The organism is Dokdonella sp., assembly GCF_019634775.1.
Lineage (GTDB): Bacteria > Pseudomonadota > Gammaproteobacteria > Xanthomonadales > Rhodanobacteraceae > Dokdonella.
The window spans coordinates 1,906,493-1,920,037 of the sequence record NZ_JAHCAS010000001.1; the positions used below are offsets into that span (position 1 = coordinate 1,906,493).

At 67.3% G+C, this 13,545-nt stretch carries 15 protein-coding genes; all 15 read left to right on the forward strand.

Features of this window, described 5'->3' with window-relative positions:
- The first annotated feature begins 119 nt into the window (after positions 1 to 119).
- The 15 genes from KF907_RS08170 (at position 120) to ybgF (ending at position 13,530) form a co-directional block, all read left to right on the forward strand.
- On the forward strand, positions 120 to 440 hold the full coding sequence (locus tag KF907_RS08170) for an FmdB family zinc ribbon protein (RefSeq protein ID WP_291219631.1): 321 nt from the start codon (positions 120 to 122) through the stop codon (positions 438 to 440).
- A gap of 73 nt (positions 441 to 513) precedes the next feature.
- Positions 514 to 1,068 carry a DUF3011 domain-containing protein gene (locus KF907_RS08175; RefSeq protein WP_291219633.1) on the forward strand — a complete coding sequence of 185 codons (555 nt, stop codon included), beginning with the start codon at positions 514 to 516 and terminating at the stop codon, positions 1,066 to 1,068.
- Positions 1,069 to 1,180: 112 nt separating this feature from the next.
- Positions 1,181 to 2,944: an aspartate--tRNA ligase gene (aspS, locus tag KF907_RS08180; protein WP_291219635.1), complete on the forward strand. Its 1,764-nt coding sequence runs from the start codon at positions 1,181 to 1,183 to the stop codon at positions 2,942 to 2,944.
- Between the two features lie 20 nt (positions 2,945 to 2,964).
- Complete coding sequence (locus tag KF907_RS08185; RefSeq protein WP_291219637.1) at positions 2,965 to 3,600, forward strand: alpha/beta fold hydrolase; 636 nt, start codon at positions 2,965 to 2,967, stop codon at positions 3,598 to 3,600.
- A 70-nt stretch (positions 3,601 to 3,670) separates the two neighbouring features.
- Entirely contained in the window at positions 3,671 to 4,243 is a 573-nt protein-coding gene (gene ruvC, locus KF907_RS08190; protein ID WP_291220288.1) for a crossover junction endodeoxyribonuclease RuvC, read from the forward strand.
- Positions 4,240 to 4,827 carry a Holliday junction branch migration protein RuvA gene (ruvA, locus tag KF907_RS08195; RefSeq protein WP_291219639.1) on the forward strand — a complete coding sequence of 196 codons (588 nt, stop codon included), beginning with the start codon at positions 4,240 to 4,242 and terminating at the stop codon, positions 4,825 to 4,827. Before ruvC ends, ruvA begins: the two co-directional genes overlap by 4 nt.
- An 11-nt stretch (positions 4,828 to 4,838) precedes the next feature.
- The gene (locus KF907_RS08200) at positions 4,839 to 6,725 is read left to right on the forward strand and encodes a potassium transporter Kup (protein ID WP_291219640.1); all 1,887 of its coding nucleotides are present in this window, start codon (positions 4,839 to 4,841) and stop codon (positions 6,723 to 6,725) included.
- Between the two features lie 112 nt (positions 6,726 to 6,837).
- Positions 6,838 to 7,905, forward strand: a complete 1,068-nt coding sequence (gene ruvB / locus KF907_RS08205; protein WP_472843861.1) for a Holliday junction branch migration DNA helicase RuvB — start codon at positions 6,838 to 6,840, stop codon at positions 7,903 to 7,905.
- Positions 7,895 to 8,335 carry a tol-pal system-associated acyl-CoA thioesterase gene (ybgC, locus tag KF907_RS08210; RefSeq protein WP_291219642.1) on the forward strand — a complete coding sequence of 147 codons (441 nt, stop codon included), beginning with the start codon at positions 7,895 to 7,897 and terminating at the stop codon, positions 8,333 to 8,335. The genes ruvB and ybgC overlap by 11 nt, the downstream gene beginning before the upstream one ends.
- Positions 8,332 to 9,012 (forward strand): protein TolQ, encoded by a 681-nt coding sequence (gene tolQ / locus KF907_RS08215; RefSeq protein ID WP_291219644.1) that lies wholly within the window; start codon positions 8,332 to 8,334, stop codon positions 9,010 to 9,012. The genes ybgC and tolQ overlap by 4 nt, the downstream gene beginning before the upstream one ends.
- Before the next feature lie 84 nt (positions 9,013 to 9,096).
- Positions 9,097 to 9,537 carry a protein TolR gene (tolR, locus tag KF907_RS08220; protein ID WP_291219645.1) on the forward strand — a complete coding sequence of 147 codons (441 nt, stop codon included), beginning with the start codon at positions 9,097 to 9,099 and terminating at the stop codon, positions 9,535 to 9,537.
- 7 nt (positions 9,538 to 9,544) lie between these two features.
- Positions 9,545 to 10,471 (forward strand): cell envelope integrity protein TolA, encoded by a 927-nt coding sequence (gene tolA / locus KF907_RS08225; protein WP_291219647.1) that lies wholly within the window; start codon positions 9,545 to 9,547, stop codon positions 10,469 to 10,471.
- 271 nt (positions 10,472 to 10,742) lie between these two features.
- A complete protein-coding gene (gene tolB / locus KF907_RS08230) occupies positions 10,743 to 12,053 on the forward strand; it encodes a Tol-Pal system beta propeller repeat protein TolB (RefSeq protein ID WP_472843862.1) in 1,311 nt (436 codons plus the stop codon).
- Positions 12,054 to 12,157: 104 nt separating this feature from the next.
- A complete protein-coding gene (pal, locus tag KF907_RS08235; protein WP_291219649.1) occupies positions 12,158 to 12,670 on the forward strand; it encodes a peptidoglycan-associated lipoprotein Pal in 513 nt (170 codons plus the stop codon).
- Entirely contained in the window at positions 12,670 to 13,530 is an 861-nt protein-coding gene (ybgF, locus tag KF907_RS08240; RefSeq protein WP_291219651.1) for a tol-pal system protein YbgF, read from the forward strand. Before pal ends, ybgF begins: the two co-directional genes overlap by 1 nt.
- Positions 13,531 to 13,545 lie beyond the last annotated feature (15 nt).

Sequence of the window (13,545 nt, forward strand, 5' to 3'; positions counted from 1 at the left end):
GAGCCCGTTTGCGGGCGATGCTCTTGCAGAAGAAGCATCGCTCCTGAAGGGGCTCCTGCAGGATGCGCGCCGGTGTACGCTTTTCCCGTTTCCCATTTCCCATTCCCCGCTTCCCAGCCATGCCGATCTACGAATTCGAATGCCCCGCGTGCAGCCATCGCTTCGAGCGCCTGCAGAAGCTTTCCGATGCCGATCCGACCACCTGCCCGGAGTGCGCGGGCGACGGTGTCAGGCGTTGCCTGACCGCGCCGGCGTTTCGCCTTGCCGGTTCGGGCTGGTACGAGACCGATTTCAAGAAGGACGGTGACGCGAAGCGCAACCTGGCCAGCAAGGAGGAAGCGCCCAAGGCCGATGCCGGCAGTGGCGATGCGACGAAATCGCCGGCACCGAAACCGGAGGCGGCGAAGCCGGCCAGTGGGGGCGGCAGCAACGAATCGTGACAATGCTCGAACAGGCCAGGCGCCGTTCAGCGCTCGCACCTACACTGGCGCGACTCACAACGAGGAGATCGGGATGTACAAGTCACTCGCTGCCATTGCCGGGTTGATCGCCGGTGCTGTTCTTCTTGCACCTTCCGTGCAGGCACAGCCGCCGCGCGGTCCCGGCCATGGCGGTCCCGGCCCGACCCATGGCTCCGTGCAATGTGAGAGCAGGGACTACCGCCTGCGTCGCTGCGACACGAACTGGCGCGACGCACGCATGGTCCGCCAGACCTCGTCGGCGCGTTGCGTGCGCGGGCAGAACTGGGGCGTCGATCGTCGCGGCCTGTGGGTCGATCGCGGCTGTGGCGGCATCTTCGTCGAGGCCGGTCGCGGGCCGGGTCACGGTCCGGGCGGCTGGCAGCCGGGTCCGGGCTGGGACACGACGCTGCGCCTGAGTTGCCAGAGCAGCGATTATCGCTACCGGTTCTGCCAGGTCGATATCGGTCCGGCCGGGCGCGTGCGTATCGAGCGCCAGCTTTCGCAGGCGGCCTGCATCGAAGGCCGCAGCTGGGGCTTCAACCGCGCCGGCGTGTGGGTCGACAGGGGTTGCGCGGCGACCTTCGTCATCGATCGGCGTTGGCGCTGATCGTTCCTGGTCCACCCTGATGTGACGAAAAGGCCCGCCTCCCGGCGGGCCTTTTTGTTTGCGGCGCAGCAGCATCGGCTATAGCATTCCGCGCCTTTCCCCGGAGCCTGCCATGCGCACCCATTACTGCGGCCTAGTCGACGAGGGTCTAATCGGCCAGACGGTCACGCTGTGCGGCTGGGTCGATACGGTGCGCCTGCAGAGCCACGTCGCCTTCATCGACCTGCGCGATCACGAGGGCATCGTGCAGATCGTGGTCGAGCGCGATTCGGCCGAGGCGTTCCGCCAGGCTGCGGACATCGGCTATGAGTATTGCCTGCGCGTGAGCGGCGGCGTGCGTGCGCGCATCCAGGCCAACGACAAGCTGCGCAGCGGCAGGGTCGAAGTGCTGGCCGAATGCATCGAGGTGCTGAACCGCGCCGACAACCTGCCGTTTGCCCTGCACGAGAACCCGAGCGAGGAGACGCGGCTCAAGTATCGCTACCTCGACCTGCGCCAGGCCGACATGCAGCGCAAGATGCGCCTGCGCACGCGCCTCGTTTCCGCCCTGCGCCATTGGCTCGACGCGCGTGGCTTCCAGGACATCGAAACGCCGATCCTGACCAAGGCCACGCCCGAGGGCGCACGCGACTACCTCGTGCCGAGTCGCGTGCACGCCGGCGAGTTCTTCGCCCTGCCGCAGTCGCCGCAGTTGTTCAAGCAGTTGCTGATGGTGGCCGGCTTCGATCGCTACTACCAGATCGCGCGCTGCTTCCGCGACGAGGACCTGCGCGCCGACCGCCAGCCCGAGTTCACCCAACTCGACATGGAGTTCGCCTTCGTCAGCGAGCGTGACGTGCAGGACACGGTCGAGACGATGATCCGCGAGGTGTTCCGCGCGGTGGCCGGTGTCGAGCTTGCCGATCCATTCCCGCGCATGACCTATGCCGAGGCGATGCGCCGCTATGGTTCGGACAAGCCGGACCTGCGCATCGCGCTCGAACTGGTCGATGTTGCCGAGCATGTGCGTGGCGTCGAGTTCAAGGTGTTCAGCGAGCCGGCAAACGATCCGGCCGGCCGCGTCGCCGCGCTGCGCGTGCCGGGCGGCGCGGTGTTCTCGCGCAAGCAGATCGATGAACTCGGCGCGCTTGCGGCCAAGTACGGCGCCAAGGGCCTGGCCTGGATGCGCGTCGACGATCCGGCCAAGGGCCGCGAGGGCGTCAATTCACCGGTCGCCAAGTTCCTCGACGATGCGGCACTTGCCGCCGTGCTCGGCGCGACTGCCGCGCAGGCCGGCGACCTCGTGTTGTTCGGCGCAGGTTCGTACAAGCTGGTCTGCGATGTGCTCGGCGCGCTGCGCCTGAAGGTCGCGCGCGACCTCGGCCTGGTCGAGAACGCCTGGCGCCCGCTGTGGGTGGTCGACTTCCCGATGTTCGAGTACGACGCCGAGGCGCAGCGCCACGTCGCCCTGCATCACCCGTTCACCGCGCCGAAGATCGACGACGTGGCCGATCTCATGGCCAATGCCGGCATCGCCGTCTCGCGTGGTTACGACATGGTGCTCAACGGCAACGAGATCGGCGGTGGCTCGATCCGCATCCATCGCAGCGACATGCAGAGCGCGGTGTTCGAGCTGCTCGGCATCGGCGCCGACGAGGCGCAGGCCAAGTTCGGCTTCCTGCTCGAGGCGCTGCGCTACGGTGCGCCGCCACATGGTGGCATTGCCTTCGGCATCGACCGCATCGCCGCGCTGATGGCCGGCACCGAGTCGATCCGCGACGTCATCGCCTTCCCGAAGACGGCCAGCGCGCAGTGCCTGCTGACCGCGGCGCCGTCGCCGATCCCGCCCGCGCTGTTGCGCGAACTGCACGTGCAGGTGATCGACGAGGCCGGCTGAGCCGGTCCGCCGCGACGATCATGGGCGAGCACGTCATCCTGCTGCATGGCATCTGGATGCGCGGTTTCACGCTGACCGCGCTGGCGCGGCGGATGCGCGGCGGCGGTTTCGATTCGGTCGAGATCCTCGACTATGCCAGCGTCGCCGGTTCGGTCGATGCGGCAGTCGAACGTCTCGCCCGGCGCATCGAAGCGAAGGCCGGCGCCGTGCACCTTGTCGGTCACAGCCTTGGCGGCATGCTTGCGCTCGAGACGGTCGCGCGGGCGCGCGTGAAGAACTGCGGACGCATCGTCTGCCTCGGCTCACCGCTGCTCGGCAGTGCCGCCGCGCGCGGCCTTGCCCGCGTGCCACCGGCGCGCTGGGCCATGGGTCACAGCGCCGGCGTGCTGGTGAATGGCTTCGAGCGCTGGGATGCCGATACCGACGTCGGCGTCATTGCCGGGCGCGCGCCGTTCGGGCTTGGTCGCTTGCTCGGTGCACTGGATGGCCCGAACGACGGCACGGTCAGTGTCGCCGAGACGCGCCTGCCCGGCATCACCGACCACTGCGTGGTGGACGCCACGCATTCGGGCCTGGTGTTCTCCGCGGAGGTTGCGCGCCTGACCACGGCCTTCCTGCACCACGGCCGTTTTCCGACCATACAGGCAGGCGCGTGATGCGCGACGCGGAGGTGGCATGAGACAGCGCGTATCATGGCGCATGCCCGCAGCGACCAGCGAAGCACCGATGCCCGCCCGTGCCGCCGACCATGCCGGACCCCCGCCCTGCGCTGTGGCGACGACGCGCATCCTCGGCATCGATCCCGGCAGCCAGCGCACCGGCATCGGCATCATCGATGCAAGTGCCGATGGGCGGTCGCGGCCGGTTTTCCACACCGCCCTGCACCTGCTCGGCAACGACAATTTCCACCAGCGCCTCAAGCAGATCTTCGACGAGATCAGCGCGATCATCGACGCGCATGCGCCGAGCGAGGTCGCGATCGAGCGCGTGTTCATGGCACGCAATCCCGACTCGGCGCTCAAGCTCGGCCAGGCGCGCGGTGCGGCGATCTGTGCGGTGGTCAGCCGTGGACTCAGTCTCGCCGAGTACGCGCCGAAGGAAATCAAGCAGGCCGTGGTCGGCGGCGGCGCAGCCGAGAAGGGCCAGGTGCAGCACATGGTCGGCGTGCTGCTCGGCATTCCCGGGCGCCTGCAGGCCGACGCGGCCGACGCGTTGGCCATTGCCCTGACCCATGCGCACACACGTTCGAGCATCGAGCGCATCGGCATTCCACGCACAGCCTGGAGGCGACGCCGGTGATCGGAAGACTGAAGGGGGTGCTCGCCGGCAAGCAGCCGCCATGGTTGCTCGTCGATGTCGGCGGCGTCGGCTACGAGCTGGAGGCGCCGATGTCGACCTTCTACGACCTGCCCGAGGTCGGCCGTGAAGTGACCCTGTGCACGCATTACGCGGTGCGCGAGGACACGGTCGCCTTGTACGGATTCCTGCGCGAGAGCGAACGCAGCCTGTTCCGCCACGTGCAGAAGGTCAGCGGCATCGGCGCCAAGACTGCGCTCGCGGTGCTGTCCGGGGTGTCGGTCGACGAGTTCGCGCGCCTGGTGCAGAACGGCGACATCGCTGCGCTGACGCGCATTCCTGGCATCGGCAAGAAGACCGCCGAGCGCATCGTCGTCGAGCTGCGTGATCGGGTCGATGGCTTGTCCGGCGGCGGCCTCGCGCAGGCGAGCGGCGTGGCGCTCGATCCGGTCGGCGAGGCCAGCGTGGCCCTGCAGTCGCTCGGCTACAAGCCGGCCGAGGTGAGTCGCCTGGTCAAGGACGCCAGCGCCCCGGGCGACAGCGCCGAGGACATCATCCGCAAGGCGCTGAAGGCCGCGTTGCGCTAGGCGAAACAATGATGAGCCACGCCACGAACACGAACGGCCTCCACGGCAAGCGCCTGCTCGCGCTGTGCTTCGGCGTGGTCGGCGTGGTCTATGGCGACATCGGCACGAGTCCGCTGTATGCGTTTCGCGAGGCCTTCGGCCAGCATGGCGTCGAAGTCGGCCGCCAGAACGTGCTCGGCGTGCTCTCGCTGATCTTCTGGTCGTTGATCCTGGTGGTGTCGGTCAAGTACGCCACGTTCATCCTGCGCGCCGACAACAAGGGCGAGGGCGGCATCATGGCGCTGATGGCGCTGGCCCAGCGTGGCGTTGCCAGTGCGCGCGTGCGCTGGCTACTGATGGTGGTCGGCCTGTTCGGCGCGGCGCTGTTCTTCGGTGATGGCGTGATCACCCCGGCGATCTCGGTGCTGTCGGCGGTCGAGGGCCTGGAGGTCGTCGCGCCGAAGCTGCACAGCTGGGTGGTGCCGCTGACCGTGCTGATCCTGCTCGGCGTGTTCGCCATCCAGAAGCACGGCGCCGGACGCGTCGGTCCGCTGTTCGCGCCGATCACCCTGGTCTGGTTCCTCAGCCTCGGCGCGCTCGGCCTGTATGGCATCGCGCGAGAACCGCATGTGCTTGCGGCGCTGAACCCGCAGCACGCGGTGCTGTTCTTCGTCGACAACGGCAAGTTCGCCTTTTTTGCCATGGGCGCGGTCGTGCTCGCCATCACCGGCGCCGAGGCGCTGTATTCGGACATGGGCCACTTCGGGCGCAAGCCGATCCGCCTGGTCTGGTTCTTCCTGGTGCTGCCCTGCCTGATGCTTAACTACCTCGGCCAGGGCGCGCTGGTGCTGGCCGACCCGGCCAAGGCGGCGAATCCGTTCTACCTGCTCGTGCCCGAGGGCCTGCTGATCCCGATGATCGTGCTGGCAACGATGGCGACCGTGGTTGCCTCGCAGGCGGTGATTTCCGGTGCATTTTCGATGGCGCGCCAGGCCGTGCAGCTCGGCTACCTGCCGCGCATGCAGGTCATGCATACCTCGAAGGAGACGATCGGCCAGATCTACCTGCCGTGGATCAACCGCATCCTGCTCGTGCTGACCATTGCCGCCGTGCTCGGCTTCCGTTCCTCGGAAAATCTGGTCGCCGCCTACGGCCTCGCCGTGGTCGGCACGATGCTGATGAACACGATCCTCGTCGTCGTCGTCGCGCGGCGCATCTGGCGCTGGAGCCGCCTGCGCGTGCTCGTGGTCGGCTGCCTGTTCCTTGGCATCGACCTCGTGCTGCTCGCTGCGGTGGCGGACAAGATCGAGTACGGCGGCTGGTTCCCGCTCGCCCTCGGCCTCGGCGTGTTCACGATCATGGCGACCTGGCGGCGCGGCAAGGAACTGGTCATGCGCGAGATGCGCCGTGCCGGCCTCGCCCTCGAACCGTTCATCAGCTCGATCGCCATGCATCCGCCGCTGCGCGTGCCGGGGACGGCAGTGTTCCTCACCGCCAACCGCGATGGCGTGCCACACGCGCTGCTGCACAACCTCAAGCACAACAAGGTGCTGCATGAGCGCAACGTGATCCTCAACGTCGAGGTGCTCGATGAGCCGGCAGCTGACCCTGGTCGGCGCATTGCGGTGTCGCCACTGGCCGATGGCTTCTATCTCGTGGTCGTGCGCTACGGCTTTGCCGAGGATCCGGACTTGCCGAAGGCGCTGGCCGGGGTGACCCAGTGTGGTTTGCCGTTCGACATGATGGATACCACGTTCTTCCTCAGCCGTGAGAGCATCGTCGCCACCGACCGCCCCGGCATGATGCTCTGGCGCGACCGCCTGTTCACCATTCTCGCCCGCAATGCGCATTCGGCGACGGCGTTCTTCCGCATCCCGGGCAACCGGTTGATCGAGCTCGGTACACAGGTGGAGATCTGAGGAAGGCCGCGATTGGGGATTGGAGATTCGGAAAAGACCGGAGAAACACTCCATAATCGCGCCGTTGTCCCCACCCCGAATCGCGAATCCGGCCTTGAGTGTCGAATCCCCAATCCCCAATCCCGGCTCCCCGCGCCTGATCGCCGCCGATGCCGACCGCGAGGACGAGCTCCTCGAGGCGAGCATCCGTCCGCAGCGTTTGGGCGAGTATCTCGGCCAGGCGACGGTGCGCGAGCAGCTGTCGATCTACATCGAGGCGGCGCGGCGGCGTGGCGGCGCGCTCGACCACGTGCTCGTGTTCGGGCCGCCCGGGCTCGGCAAGACCACGCTGGCCCATGTCATCGCCAATGAGCTCGGCGTGAACCTGCGCAGCACCTCGGGCCCGGTGCTCGAGCGCGCCGGTGACCTGGCTGCCCTGCTGACCAACCTGCAACCGAAGGACGTGCTGTTCGTCGACGAGATCCACCGGCTGTCGCCGGTTGTCGAGGAAGTGCTGTATCCGGCGCTCGAGGACTTCCAGATCGACATCATGATCGGCGAGGGCCCGGCGGCGCGTTCGATCAAGCTCGACCTGCCGCCGTTCACCCTGATCGGTGCGACCACGCGCGCGGGCCTGCTGACTGCGCCGCTGCGCGACCGCTTCGGCATCGTCCAGCGCCTCGAGTTCTACACCACCGAGGAACTGGCGGCGATCGTGCGCCGCGCCGCGCGCATCCTTGGCATCGGCTGCGAGCCGGATGGTGCGACCGAGATCGCGCGCCGCTCGCGCGGCACGCCGCGCATCGCCAACCGCCTGCTCAGGCGCGTGCGCGATTTCGCCGAGATCCGTGCCGACGGCGTTATCACGCGCGAGGTCGCGCGCAATGCGCTGGAAATGCTCAAGGTCGATGCGGAGGGCTTCGACGCGCTCGATCGTCGCCTGTTGACGACGATCATCGAGAACTTCGACGGCGGCCCGGTCGGCGTCGAGTCGCTGGCCGCTGCGCTCAGCGAGGAGCGCGGCACGATCGAGGACGTGCTCGAACCCTACCTGATCCAGCAGGGTTTCCTCGTCCGCACCGCGCGCGGGCGCATGGTCACGCAGAAGACCTGGCGTCATCTCGGCCTGCCGGTGCCGCGCTCTGCGCGTCGCGAGGACCTGTTCAGTTCCGCGCCCGACGAGGTCGTCGATGGCGGCTAGGCCGATCGGGACCGGCGCCGCGCCGGCATTCACCTGGCCGGTGCGCGTGTACTGGGAGGACACCGACGCCGGTGGCGTCGTCTACCACGCCAACTACCTGCGCTTTTTCGAGCGCGCGCGCAGCGAGTGGCTGCGGGCGGCCGGTATCGGCCAGGAGCAGTTGCGCGCGGAACTCGGCATCGTCTTTGTCGTCCATGGCATGGACATCCGTTTCAATCGACCGGCCCGTCTCGACGACGCCTTGCTCGCCAGCGTGCGCGTGGAAGCACTGCGCGGGGCGAGCTTCGAGGTCGCGCAGACCTTGGTGCGCGAGCGCGAGCCGGCAATTTCACTCGTCGATGCGCGGGTGCGCATCGCCTGCCTCGACGCCGAACGCTGGCGGCCGCGGCCGATTCCAGAATCGTTGCTCCAGGAGATTGTTCGTCCATGAACCACGAGCTCAACATCCTCGCCCTGATCTGGGGAGCCAGCCTGCCGGTCAAGATCGTCATGCTGATCCTGATCCTGTTCTCGATCGCGTCGTGGTTCATCATCTTCCGCAAGCAGGCGATGCTGGCCTCGGCGAATACCGCGGCCAACGAGTTCGAAGAGCGCTTCTGGTCGGGCTCGGACCTCGCAGCCCTGTTCAAGGACGTCAATGCCAGCGGCGAGCGCATCGCCGGACTCGAGGCGATCTTCGAATCCGGGTTCCGTGAATTCGCACGTCAGCGCCAGCGCCGCGGTGTCGATTCGCGCAGCCTGCTCGAAGGCGCCCAGCGCGCCATGCGCGTGGCCCAGTCACGCGAGGTCGACCGCCTCGAACGCAACCTCGAGTTCCTCGCCAATGTCGGGTCGATCAGCCCCTACGTCGGCCTGTTCGGCACGGTCTGGGGCATCATGATTGCCTTCCAGGGGCTGGCCAACGTCAAGGAAGCGACCATCGCGATGGTCGCGCCGGGCATCTCCGAGGCGCTCGTCGCCACCGCCATGGGGTTGTTCGCGGCGATTCCGGCGGTATGGGCCTACAACCGCTTCGCCAGCCGCGTCGAACGCGTCGCCCTGCGCTACGAGACCTTCCTCGAGGAGTTCTCCTCGATCCTGCAGCGCCAGGCGCATGTCGACGACTGAGGCCGCCGACCCCGTGCGCATCCATCTCGCGTTTGAATCGTCCAGTCCGGGCGGCGCCATGGTGCCGCCCGCCGGAGTGTGCTGATGCAAAGCTATCGCAACCGCAAGCGGCGCAAGCTCAAGGCCGAGATCAACGTCGTGCCGTACATCGACGTCATGCTCGTGCTGATGATCATTTTCATGGTTACCGCGCCGCTGATGAACCTCGGCGTCGACATCCAGTTGCCGCAATCGAATGCCACGGCGATCCAGAACGACAAGGAGCCGGTGGTGGTCAGCGTCGACCAGGACGGCCAGTGGTTCCTGACCATCGGCGCCGGCCAGCGCGAGCCGATCGACGAGGATGTGCTGGTCAACAAGGTTTCAGCTTTCGTCCGCCAGAATCCACAGGTCCCCGTGCTGATCGGTGGCGACGAACGCGTCGACTACGGCCAGATCTATCGGGCCATGGCCGCGTTGCAGCGCGCCGGCGTGCCGAAGGTCGGCCTCATGAGCCAGCCGGTGCAGACCCCGGCGAAACGTTGATGCAGGCATGATCGAAAGCCTCGGAGACAAGCTGCGCGCGATCGTCTGGTCCCTGCTGTTGCACGGGGCGATCGTGCTGATCGTGCTCGGAGGGATGTGGTGGACGCGCGAAACACGGCCGGTGGTGATGCCGGGCCAGGTCATCGAGGCGGTCCTGGTCGGGCCGACTGCGGCACCGAAGCCGCAGGCGCGGCGTGCGCCGCCGAAACCCGCGCCCAAGCCGCCCGAGCCGAAGCCCGCGCCGAAGCCGGAGCCGATCCCCGAGCCACCGCAAGCGAAGCCCGAACCCGAGCAGGCGCCGCCACCGGCGCCGCCGAAGATGGACACGGTCGACCAGCAACGGATCGCCGCACTGGCCGAGCAGAAGGCCGAGCAGGCGAAGAGGGAGCAGGAAGCAAAGATCAGGCAACGCCAGATCGAACTCGAACAGGAACAGAAGCTCGAAGCCGAGCGCGCGCGGAAGCTGGCCGAGATCCGCCGGCAGCGCGAAGCGGCGGCGCGGCAGGTCGCGCTGGAGAAGGCGCGCCTGGAACAGCTGAAGGATCTGCAGGCCGCGCAACAGCAGAAGGCCGAGCGCAACCGTCCGAGCGTGGATGTGCCGCAGGAAGCCGAGCAGGCGACGACTGGCGCCGGTGGTCAGGACGACAGCCTGGCTGCACGCTACGCGGCGGCGATCCAGGCGCAGGCGGTGGCGCAGTGGCATCGACCCGAGGGCATCAGCCAGGTGATTTGCGACATCCGCATCGTGCAGATTCCCGGCGGCGAGGTCATCTCCGCGGCGGTGCAGCCGGGTTGCGCCGCCGACGAGATCACGCGCACTTCGATGGAAGCGGCGGTGCGCGAGCGGCCCTTGCCGTATCGCGGGTACGAGAGCGTGTTCCGCCGCGAGGTTGTCCTGACGTTCTGCTATCCGCTGGAAGTCTGTCCGCAGTGATGGCGTGCCGGCCCCATCCCCTGGCTTCCTTGATGACCTGCAATGGCCGTCCTGTTCGGGCCCCATCGCGGCGATGTCGCTCCTGCACGAACCGCCTGCCGTGGGGGCGGCTTGAGTCAGGATCGGTAGAATCGGGACATCTCTCGCCCAAGCTGCTTCCTGCGCGAGCGACTTGTGCCGCGATCGATGGAATCTGGGCATTCCGGAATCCAGCGCCTCATCCGCTCATCCCTTTCAAATTCCGCCCGTTGGAGGTTGCCGCTCCATGCTGATGCCAACCCGTATCGCGCTCGTCGCCCTCGTTGTCGCCGTGATGGCCATGGTTTCGCCGGTCCGGGCCGACGATGCCCTGAAGATCACCGTGCCCGTCGGCAATGAGGCCTCCACGCCGATCGCGGTCGTGCCATTTGCCTTCGAGGGCGCCGGCCTGCCGCCCGAAACCGACGTCGCCGAGGTGATCCGCAACGATCTTGCGCGCTCCGGCCAGTTCCGCACGCTGGGCAAGAACGACATCGTCGAGTTCCCGGTGCGCGGTGCCGAGGTCAAGTTCGGCACCTGGCGCATGCTCAAGCAGAACTACCTCCTGATCGGCCGCATCGCCGATGCCGGTGATGGCGCCCTGCGCGTCGAGTTCGAACTGTTCAACGTCGCCTCGGGCACGTCGATGTTGGCTTTGGCGATGACCGGCCAGCGCACGGGCATGCGCGATGTCGCCCATCAGGTCGCCGATCTCGTCTACGAGAAGATCCTCAACGTGCGCGGTGCGTTCTGGACGCGCATCGCCTACGTCACCTCGGTCGGCACCGGGCAGAACACGCAGTACGCGCTGATGGTCGCCGATTCCGACGGCTTCAATCCGCAGACCGTCGTGCGCTCGCGCGAACCGCTGTTGTCGCCGGCCTGGTCGCCGGATGGCCGCCGCCTCGCCTATGTCTCGTTCGAGCGTGCCAATTCGGCGATCTATGTGCAGGACCTTTCTACCGGCGCGCGCGAACTGGTTTCGTCGAGCAAGGGCATCAACGGCGGCCCGGCATTCTCGCCCGACGGCACACGCCTCGCCTTGACCCTGTCGGCAGGCGGCAACCCCGACATCTACGTGATGGACCTGGCCAGCAAGCGCACGACCAAGGTGACCAACCACTTCGCCATCGATGTCGAAGCGGTGTGGATGCCGGATGGCCGCAGCCTGGTCTTCACCTCCGACCGGTCCGGCAAGCCGCAGCTCTACCAGACCCCGGTGTCGGGCGGGGAGGCCACGCGTCTGACCTTCCAGGGCCAGTACAACGCCCGTGCTTCGCTGTGCTGCGACGGCAACAAGATCGCCATGGCACAGGGAAATGGAAACGTGTATCGTATCGCGGTTTTGGATCGCGCCACCAACGGGTATCGCGAGATATCCCTCGGCAACGTGGATGAGTCGCCGAGTTTCGCGCCGAATGGAAGCATGGTGCTGTACGCCGCGACGGAGGGTCCACGTGGCGTGCTGTACACCGTTTCGGCCGACGGCAGGGTCCGCCAACGCCTCGTGCTTGCCGAAGGTGACGTACGAGAGCCGGCCTGGGGGCCATACCGCCAACGCTGAGAATGACGATGAGGTCGGACCACCGACCCGTTAAGGTTCACCCGTATTCAGTACTGCTGTCCCAATCCAACCGTAACCTTGTCCACCGTTTGAGGGATACACCCATGAAGATTGCAGTCCGCATCCTGGTTGCCGCCATGCTGGTTGCCGGCGTGGCCGCGTGCAAGAAGAAGGTCGTGAAGGCCGATACCGATTCGACTCCGGCCACGCAGACCGAAACCAAGTCGGTCGACACCAGCGGCCGTTACAGCGTCGGTGACCTCGAGACCGACGCGTGCCTGCGCCAGCGCGTCATCTACTTCGACCTCGATCGCACCGAGATCAAGCCGGAGTTCCAGGCCCAGATCTCGTGCCATGCCGAGTACCTGCGCCAGTTCCCGGGTGCGCGCGTGACCCTCGAGGGCCATGCCGACGAGCGCGGCACGCGTGAGTACAACCTCGGCCTCGGCGAGCGCCGTGGCAATGCCGTGCGTGACGCGCTGAACGGCGCCGGCGCTTCGGGCGGCCAGCTCAACGTGGTCAGCTACGGCGAAGAGCGTCCGGTCGACCGTGGCCACGACGAGTCGGCCTGGTCGAAGAACCGCCGCGTCGAAGTCGTCTATACCAGCGCGCAGTAATGCAGGGCGCACATGCCACGCGCGCGTACCTGGCGGCGGTCGCCCTGACCGCCGCCGCGTTTGCGCTGCCCGTCCAGGCCCAGCAGCGGCTCAGCCTCGCCGAGCGCGTCGAGCGCCTCGAGCAGCAATCGGCGCGCGGCAGCACCGTCGATCTGGTCAACCGCAACCAGGAACTGCAAGCGCAGGTGCAGAGCCTGCTCGGCCAGATCGAGGAACTCAAGTTCCAGATCGGCGAGATGCAGCGCCGCTCGCGTGACCAGTACATCGACCTCGATTCGCGCATCGGCCGCCTCGAAGGGGGAGCGCCCAAGGCACCGGCCGAAGCCGCATCGGCGACGACCGGGCCGGCCTTGCAGGACATCCAGCTCGGTCAGGCCACGGCTGCCTCGGGTTCGCTGACTGCCGAGGATGCCGCGCTGGTTCCACCCGCCGATGCCGCCACGACGGCGAGCGACGTGACGGCTGACCCGGACGCTGAGAAGCGCAGCTACGACGATGCTTTTGCCGCCCTCAAGGATGGCCGCTACGCCGAATCGGCGCGTCGCTTCCAGGCCTTCATCGCGCAGTATCCGGACAGCACGCTGGCCGGCAACGCTTACTACTGGCTCGGCGAGTCGTACTACGTGACGCAGAACTACCGCGTCGCGCTCGATACCTTCGCCACCTTGCTGACGCGCTTCCCGACCAATCAGAAGGCCCCCGACGCCTTGCTCAAGACCGGCTATTGCCAGTACGAGCTGAAGCAGTGGGCCGAGGCCGAGGGCACGCTCAACGAAGTCGTCGCGCGCTATCCGGACACGACCGTCGCGCGCCTCGCCTCGGGTCGCCTGCGTGCGCTGAAGCTCGAAAACCGGCGCTGAGCGCGCGCCGCCTGC

What these genes read in the sequence shown, in the direction of transcription:
- tolQ (WP_291219644.1), top strand. Translation starts at nt 8,332, where the DNA reads ATGAACCACGAGCTCAACATCCTCGCCCTGATCTGGGGAGCCAGCCTG.
- ruvC (WP_291220288.1), top strand. Translation starts at nt 3,671, where the DNA reads ATGCCCGCCCGTGCCGCCGACCATGCCGGACCCCCGCCCTGCGCTGTG.
- aspS (WP_291219635.1), top strand. Translation starts at nt 1,181, where the DNA reads ATGCGCACCCATTACTGCGGCCTAGTCGACGAGGGTCTAATCGGCCAG.
- ybgF (WP_291219651.1), top strand. Translation starts at nt 12,670, where the DNA reads ATGCAGGGCGCACATGCCACGCGCGCGTACCTGGCGGCGGTCGCCCTG.
- pal (WP_291219649.1), top strand. Translation starts at nt 12,158, where the DNA reads ATGAAGATTGCAGTCCGCATCCTGGTTGCCGCCATGCTGGTTGCCGGC.
- tolR (WP_291219645.1), top strand. Translation starts at nt 9,097, where the DNA reads ATGCAAAGCTATCGCAACCGCAAGCGGCGCAAGCTCAAGGCCGAGATC.
- KF907_RS08200 (WP_291219640.1), top strand. Translation starts at nt 4,839, where the DNA reads ATGAGCCACGCCACGAACACGAACGGCCTCCACGGCAAGCGCCTGCTC.
- KF907_RS08185 (WP_291219637.1), top strand. Translation starts at nt 2,965, where the DNA reads ATGGGCGAGCACGTCATCCTGCTGCATGGCATCTGGATGCGCGGTTTC.
- tolA (WP_291219647.1), top strand. Translation starts at nt 9,545, where the DNA reads ATGATCGAAAGCCTCGGAGACAAGCTGCGCGCGATCGTCTGGTCCCTG.
- KF907_RS08170 (WP_291219631.1), top strand. Translation starts at nt 120, where the DNA reads ATGCCGATCTACGAATTCGAATGCCCCGCGTGCAGCCATCGCTTCGAG.
- KF907_RS08175 (WP_291219633.1), top strand. Translation starts at nt 514, where the DNA reads ATGTACAAGTCACTCGCTGCCATTGCCGGGTTGATCGCCGGTGCTGTT.
- tolB (WP_472843862.1), top strand. Translation starts at nt 10,743, where the DNA reads ATGCCAACCCGTATCGCGCTCGTCGCCCTCGTTGTCGCCGTGATGGCC.
- ybgC (WP_291219642.1), top strand. Translation starts at nt 7,895, where the DNA reads ATGGCGGCTAGGCCGATCGGGACCGGCGCCGCGCCGGCATTCACCTGG.